We start from the raw sequence: 6,000 nt of genomic DNA, 5'->3' as shown, positions 1-6,000 counted from the left end.
AAGCTACCGGCATGGAACAGGGCGAGCCAAACTGGATGTAGGTCTCGAAAAGGACTGCGTTTCAATCTTCGCGAAAATGGAGTGATCCTTTCGCACCCTAGAGTTGCGTTCCTTCAATGTCCGCTTTACCCATAGTGGCGATTTGATGCCGCTTTGACGCGAAGGTCAGCTTCCCGCCCAAAGGCCAACCTTCCAGTCCGCGAACAGCTTGAGAGCTACGTCGGGTAGCCCCCCTTCGTTAAGCCGCAGCGAAAGTCCTCTCTAGTATGACAGTCTCCACGCATACTTATCGTCTTGCATAAAGCGCGCCTCAGCGAAGATCGAGGGTAAGTCCATCACATGGCAAAGCGATCGCGGTCAGATACAAAATGCTCCCTGGTGACGCTGGTGACGCATATTTCTACTGCACGGCCTATGGTGAAAAAATATATTCATTAGAAAATATGTTTTTTTGAATAGAGCGCGCAGTAAGAAGAAGCGTCATATGCGTCACCCTACCCCCACCCGATGGCTGATTGCTCCGCACCCAGCCGACCTTAGCCGCGTTGTGCACCAACGACTGGCTCGGGAATACGTGCCGTTCGCTGCGGCTTGCATGAACTCACACAGTGCGGACCAACCGGACTTGTGCAGTTGCGGCTATTGCTGACGCAGCATTCGCTTGCAGTTGCCGCAGAGCGCTGGCGGCACTGCCGCGAACTTCACCGACGCGACCGTTCAAACGGATCAAGCGCGTCGGATCTAAAACTGACCTTTCGCTGCGCGGGACGCGAACTCACATGTCGCGGGGCTTTCCCAAATTTTTTGTTGCGATATGGCTTCACGTAGCATTTGTGCGCATTCGCAGCGGTGTGCTTTTTTGAACCGCAGCGGATGTCACCAGAGCGGCCACTCAATTTGGCGCACAGGCTATTTCTCCAAATCCAATAGTCATAGTACCGATCTCATGAAAATCTATCATACCATCTTGACCACAACAAATGGAGCAACGTCAGACCGAATGGGGTATGCCGTTGGTGCGCACGCTTGGACTAGACGTTGAATCGCTTGTTTTAGTCGCAAAAATTGCGGCACAGTGTTGCTCTATAGGTTAGGTACACCCAAAAGCATAGCGCGGCGGCGCAGGATTTGCCTCTGCACTCAGACTATAAGAGACACCACTGAATGAAGAAGCTTGCCCTTGATGCCGCAGACATCCGCATTCTGAGTGCGCTCCAAAAGCATGGGCAATTGAGCAAGGCAAAGCTCGCAGAGGTAAGCGGCCTCTCGGCGACACCTTGCTGGGCGCGCCTTAGCCGATTGAAGGCGGCTGGATACATTCGAGGCTATCACGCCGATATTGAGCTGGGCAGGCTGGCTGATTTCGCCCAAGTGATTGTGACAGTCTCCCTGAGCCGCCATCGAAAGGCGGATTTTGAACGCTTTGAGGCTTTCATCAACAGTCGCGACGAGATCATCGACTGTATCGCCACCGGTGGCGGGGTCGACTACATCATGAAGGTTATCAGCCCCAGCCTTGCTGCGTTTCAAGACTTGATGGAAGATTTTCACGCCGAAGATCTTGGGATTGACCGCTACATGACCCACTTTGCCACGCGACAGGTGAAATCGGGCTTGCCGAACATCGCAAAACTAGCCGCCGCAAACCCGAAATAGTCAATTCGGCCCAAACGGTCCTGTTACGGCCAGAAAAACGGCCCGCTTGGTCTCAGAATTCGGAACCTTCAGACCACATTCATGGCCCATCCTGAACTATATCTCGCAGAGATTTTGACAGTCTTTGATCATAAAGATCACGGACAAAACGGAGGACCTATCAATGCAAGCAGATGATTTCGGTTTCGGCACACAGATCCGCAAGTCGCCCTATTTTGACGCAACGGTGCGTTGGGGAGCGCAAGGGTTTTCCGTCTATAACCACATGTATATCCCACGTGATTTCGGTGACCCCGAGCAAAATTTCTGGAACCTCGTGAATGAGGCGATCCTGTGTGACGTGGCTGTTGAGCGTCAGGTTGAAATCACCGGCCCAGACGCGGCCAAGTTCACCCAGATGCTGACCTGCCGTGATCTGTCCAAGATGGCCGTGGGCCAGTGCAAATACATCCTGATCACCAATGCCGATGGCGGTATTCTAAACGATCCTATCCTGCTGCGCCTTGCCGAGAACCATTTCTGGATTTCATTGGCTGACAGCGACATCCTTTTGTGGGCACAGGGTGTTGCGATCAACTCTGGCCTTGATGTCACCATTAGCGAACCGGATGTATCGCCGCTCCAATTGCAAGGCCCCAAGTCTGGCGAGATCATGCAAGCGCTCTTTGGCGACGACATCATGGACCTGCGCTATTATTGGCTTCGCGAGGTCGAATTGCACGGCATCCCGCTGATCGTGTCCCGCACGGGGTGGTCGAGTGAGCTGGGGTATGAAATCTATTTGCGTGACGGCTCCAAGGGCGATTTGCTGTGGGAGACCATCATGGCCGCGGGTCTGGAATTTGACCTTAAGCCAGGGCACACATCCTCCATTCGCCGCATTGAAGGCGGGATGCTGTCCTATCATGCCGACGCTGACATGAGCACCAACCCCTATGAGCTCGGCTTTGACCGGTTGGTCAACCTCGACATGGAGGCTGATTTCATTGGCAAAGCTGCGCTGCGCCGTATCAAGGAAGAAGGTGTCAGCCGTAAGCAGATCGGCCTGATCATCGAGGGTGCCCCGCTCACCGGTCCTAACACGACGTTCTGGGAAATCAATTTGGACGGCGCGCCAATCGGTAAGGTCACATCCGCAGTTTATTCCCCACGTTTGGAACAGAACATCGCTCTGGCTATGGTGTCGGCAGAACACGCAAACATCGGCGCACAGGTCGAGGTCGTCACACAGTCCGGCCCCGTGCGCGCGACGATCTGCGAGCGCCCGTTCTATGATCCAAAAAAGCAAATCGCGGCCGCTTGACGCCCTCCAGAACGAAAGAAGACAGACATGTCAGACCTTGCGATCGAGCTGCATTGGCAGCGCGCCAGTCCCGTGTTGCAAACGGGTGCTTATTCAAACGAGCACACGGTGCAATACAACAACCGCTACGACTTGCCTGTGGATTCCGCCCCTGATTGGGGCGGAAATCCGGACAACACAAATCCGGAGCAAGCGCTCGCCTCGGCCCTGTCGAGTTGCCATATGATGACTTTTCTGGCGCTGGCGGCAAAAGCGGGTTGGCCGGTGGCCAGTTACCACGACTATGCCGAGGCCCATTTGGGTAAAAACCCCAAGGCCCAGATGTCTGTGACGCGGATCGACCTGCATCCTGTGGTGCGTTTCGACACCGGCTTTTCGGTGAGTAACGAGGAGCTCGCACAGATGCAGGACCGCGCCCACCGCTATTGCTTTATTGCGAACACTTTGGCCGACAGCGTCGAGATCAACATTCTTTAGCACCCAAAAGGACAAGCCCCGTGACCACATCTGACATTCTGTTCACCAATCTGGACGAAAACGGCATTCTACGCCTGACCTTGAACGACGTGGCGCGCCGCAATGCCTTGTCAGAGGCGATGCTTGCGGCATTAGGGTCTGCGTTTGCCGATGCAGGGGCTGATCCACAGGTGAGGGTCGTTGTCTTGGCAGCCAATGGCCCTGCATTTTGCGCGGGCCACGACCTCAAGGAAATGACCGCAGGGCGCTCGCAAGAGGATGGTGGGAAGGCGTATTTTGCACATGTTATGGCGATGTGCGCGGGCGTGATGCAAGGCATCGTGAATTGCCCCAAACCCGTGATCGCCGAAGTGACTGGCGTTGCCACAGCCGCAGGTTGCCAGTTGGTGGCAAGCTGTGATCTGGCGATCGCGGCGGACACGGCGCAATTCAGCACCCCAGGCGTGCATATCGGGCTATTTTGCTCCACTCCCATGGTGGCCCTGTCGCGAAATGTCGCTGACAAATACGCGATGGAGATGCTGCTCGTGGGCGATATGACGTCCGCTGTGCGGGCCGCAGAGATTGGCCTTTTGAACCGCGTTGCGGCCCCGCAAGCGCTACAAGAGGCCACGATGGAAATGGCGCGCAAGATTGCGTCGAAATCCAGCATGACGCTCGCCACGGGCAAACGCGCCTACTACGCACAGCGCGAAATGACATTGCCTGACGCTTACGACTACGCCTCCGGTGTGATGGTCGATAACATGCTGGCGCAAGACGCGCGTGAAGGCATCGATGCCTTTATCGAGAAGCGCGCGCCCCAATGGCAAGACGCCTGAACCATGACGACAAACCCCTACAACACCGATCTTGACCGCAATCCTGCAAACCACCAGCCGCTGACGCCGCTAACATTTCTGGAACGGGCGGCCTCGGTCTTCCCTGATCATACAGCAATCGTGCATGGTGCGCTCCGGCGCACCTACGCGGATTTTTACGCTCGATCATGCCAGCTGGCTTCCGCTTTGGCACAGCAGGGCATCGGGCGCGGCGATACGGTATCAGCCTTGCTGGCCAATACGCCCGCGATGCTGGAGTGCCACTACGGTGTACCCATGTGCGGGGGTGTTTTGCACTCTATAAACACGCGCCTTGATGCGTCGGTGATTGCGTTTCAGCTGGATCACGCCATGTCCAAAATTGTCATCGTTGACCGTGAATTCATGCCCCTGATGCAAGATGCGCTTGCGCTGACAACGGTGACGCCGCTTGTGATCCAATACGACGATGCCGCATTCACCGCGCCTGCAACTACGACTGATGCTCAGGATTATGAGGCGTTCTTGTCGACGGGTAATCCTGTCTTCGACTGGCTCATGCCGCTCGACGAATGGGACGCGATTTCCATCAATTACACCTCCGGTACAACTGGCGATCCCAAGGGTGTCGTTTCGCATCATCGCGGCGCTTATTTGTTGGCACAGGGCAATGCGCTTACTACGTCGATGGCAAAACACGCGGTCTATCTTTGGACCCTGCCGATGTTTCATTGCAACGGATGGTGTTTCCCGTGGACTCTCTCGGCGATCATCGGGACCCACGTCTGCCTGCGGCAAGTGCGGGCAGAGCCAATCTGGACAGCCTTGGCGGATGAGGGCGTCACACACCTCTGCGGGGCACCCATTGTCATGTCTCTGATGATCTCGGCACCCGAGGAAGAAAAGCGCAAGCTCGACCAAACCGTGCAATTCTTCACAGCCGCCGCCCCGCCACCCGAAAAGCTGCTGGCCGATATGAAAACCGCAGGCTTTGATGTGACGCATTTATACGGGCTGACAGAAACCTACGGTCCTGCCGTGGTGAATGACTGGCATCAGGACTGGTCGGACCTTCCGCCCGTCGAACAGGCGACGCTGAAATCGCGTCAAGGCGTGCGCTATCTGCCGCTTGAAGGCCTTGATGTGCTCGACCCCCAAACCATGTTGCCTGTGCCACGCGACGCTAAAACAATGGGCGAAGTCATGTTTCGCGGCAATGTCGTCATGAAGGGCTATTTCCGGAACCCGAAAGCCACGCAAGAGGCGTTCGCTGGTGGGTGGTTCCATTCCGGCGATCTGGGCGTGCGTCATCCAGACGGCTATATCCAACTCAAAGACCGATCTAAGGATATCATCATTTCGGGCGGAGAAAATATCTCGTCCATCGAGGTGGAAGAAGCCCTCTACCGTCACCCCGCAGTCGAGATCGCTGCCGTGGTTGCCATGCCACATGAGAAATGGGGCGAAACGCCCTGTGCTTTTGTGGAATTGGGCGCGGGTGAAACAGTGGATGCGGACACCTTGCGCGTATGGTGCAAAAAGCAGCTTGCACCCTACAAAGTACCTGGACAGTTCGTATTCATGCCGATCCCTCGTACGTCTACCGGGAAGATTCAGAAGTTTATCTTGCGCGAACAAGCCAAAGGTATCGCACAGAACGCAACTGCAGATCAAAAGTCTCCGGCTAAATAAGCCGGAGTTTTTCTGTGCCTATCGGGATGGGCAACCCTCAAATTCTGCACTTACAGGCTAGGAACACCTAAA

5 protein-coding genes are annotated in these 6,000 nt (G+C 55.6%); all 5 read left to right on the top strand.

The features are described 5' to 3' along the window. The first annotated feature begins 1,164 nt into the window (after positions 1–1,164). The 5 genes from ACTG3Z_RS01470 to ACTG3Z_RS01450 all read left to right on the top strand — a co-directional run bounded on the left by ACTG3Z_RS01470 (position 1,165) and on the right by ACTG3Z_RS01450 (position 5,928). Complete coding sequence (locus ACTG3Z_RS01470; protein ID WP_439140869.1) at positions 1,165–1,656, top strand: Lrp/AsnC family transcriptional regulator; 492 nt, start codon at positions 1,165–1,167, stop codon at positions 1,654–1,656. Positions 1,657–1,819: 163 nt separating this feature from the next. Further along, positions 1,820–2,959, top strand: coding sequence for a glycine cleavage T C-terminal barrel domain-containing protein (locus ACTG3Z_RS01465; RefSeq protein ID WP_375267244.1), 1,140 nt, complete (start codon positions 1,820–1,822; stop codon positions 2,957–2,959). Positions 2,960–2,986: 27 nt separating this feature from the next. Beyond that, positions 2,987–3,436, top strand: coding sequence for an OsmC family protein (locus tag ACTG3Z_RS01460; protein ID WP_375267243.1), 450 nt, complete (start codon positions 2,987–2,989; stop codon positions 3,434–3,436). Positions 3,437–3,456: 20 nt separating this feature from the next. Beyond that, on the top strand, positions 3,457–4,257 hold the full coding sequence (locus tag ACTG3Z_RS01455) for an enoyl-CoA hydratase (protein ID WP_375267242.1): 801 nt from the start codon (positions 3,457–3,459) through the stop codon (positions 4,255–4,257). A 3-nt stretch (positions 4,258–4,260) separates the two neighbouring features. After that, complete coding sequence (locus ACTG3Z_RS01450; protein ID WP_375267241.1) at positions 4,261–5,928, top strand: acyl-CoA synthetase; 1,668 nt, start codon at positions 4,261–4,263, stop codon at positions 5,926–5,928. Positions 5,929–6,000: the final 72 nt, after the last annotated feature.

This window comes from Planktotalea sp. (assembly GCF_965659345.1).
Classification (GTDB): Bacteria; Pseudomonadota; Alphaproteobacteria; order Rhodobacterales; family Rhodobacteraceae; genus Planktotalea.
This window is presented reverse-complemented; position numbering and strand designations above follow the sequence as displayed.

Bases quoted from the DNA above. Each gene is read 5' to 3' on its own strand.
- ACTG3Z_RS01470 (WP_439140869.1), top strand. From the start codon at position 1,165: ATGAAGAAGCTTGCCCTTGATGCCGCAGACATCCGCATTCTGAGTGCG.
- ACTG3Z_RS01465 (WP_375267244.1), top strand. From the start codon at position 1,820: ATGCAAGCAGATGATTTCGGTTTCGGCACACAGATCCGCAAGTCGCCC.
- ACTG3Z_RS01460 (WP_375267243.1), top strand. From the start codon at position 2,987: ATGTCAGACCTTGCGATCGAGCTGCATTGGCAGCGCGCCAGTCCCGTG.
- ACTG3Z_RS01450 (WP_375267241.1), top strand. From the start codon at position 4,261: ATGACGACAAACCCCTACAACACCGATCTTGACCGCAATCCTGCAAAC.